Source organism: Halorubrum sp. SS7 (genome assembly GCF_005435055.1).
Classification (GTDB): Archaea; Halobacteriota; Halobacteria; order Halobacteriales; family Haloferacaceae; genus Halorubrum; species Halorubrum salinarum.
Map to the genome: position 1 here is coordinate 1 of NZ_SGXV01000208.1, position 682 is coordinate 682.

Below are 682 nucleotides of genomic sequence, written 5' to 3' on the forward strand. Positions count from 1 at the left end.
CCGGTCACACGTACACTTATGCTCGCGTGCGCTGACATATGGTATGTATGCGCTTACCAGAAACTCGTGACCTGTTCGCGAGGAAGCTACAGTTTCCGGCGCCCCGAGACGAGGTGCTGGAGACGGTCGGTGACACGGAGCTGTCGCCGCCGGACGGGGAGTCCACGACGATCCGGGCGGTCATCGATCGATCGGACGTCGAGACGTTCGACTCGGCGGACGACCTCTACGACACGCTGATGCTGCTCGTCGGCGCCCAGTTCATCGGCCGCCGGTACTACGACGACCGCGGCGGAATACCGGGGGACGAGGAGAATGAGGTGAGCTTCTGATGTCCGTCACGCTCGTGTCGGGAGTCAACGGCGTCGGTCTCTCGAGCGTCTGTCAGGCGGTCCGACGCGGACTCGGAGACGGGTACAAGCTGATCAACTTCGGGGACGTGATGCTCGAACAGGCGGCGACGATGGGCATCACGACCGAGCGGGCCCAACTCGGCACGCTCTCGCAGACCGAGACGCGTCGCCTCCAGCGTCGCGCGGGCGAGTTCGTCGCCGAGGAGGCGGAGACGACGAACGTGATCCTCTCGACGCACCTCGCGGTCGAAACGCAGACCGGCTACGTCCAGGGGCTCCCGGTCGAAGTGCTTCAGGACGTCTCGCCGGACGCGTTCGTCCTCGTGGAG

2 protein-coding genes are annotated in these 682 nt (G+C 65.2%); both read left to right on the top strand.

Going from position 1 to position 682, the window contains the following annotated elements:
* Nucleotides 1-47 precede the first annotated feature (47 nt).
* Nucleotides 48-332 carry a hypothetical protein gene (locus EXE44_RS17665; RefSeq protein WP_092924188.1) on the top strand — a complete coding sequence of 95 codons (285 nt, stop codon included), beginning with the start codon at nt 48-50 and terminating at the stop codon, nt 330-332.
* A partial coding sequence (locus EXE44_RS17670; RefSeq protein WP_158293499.1) for an AAA family ATPase occupies nt 332-682 on the top strand: 351 nt, incomplete at its 3' end. The genes EXE44_RS17665 and EXE44_RS17670, both read left to right, overlap by 1 nt.

Coding starts and splice junctions, on each gene's coding strand:
- EXE44_RS17665 (WP_092924188.1), top strand. CDS start 48: ATGCGCTTACCAGAAACTCGTGACCTGTTCGCGAGGAAGCTACAGTTT.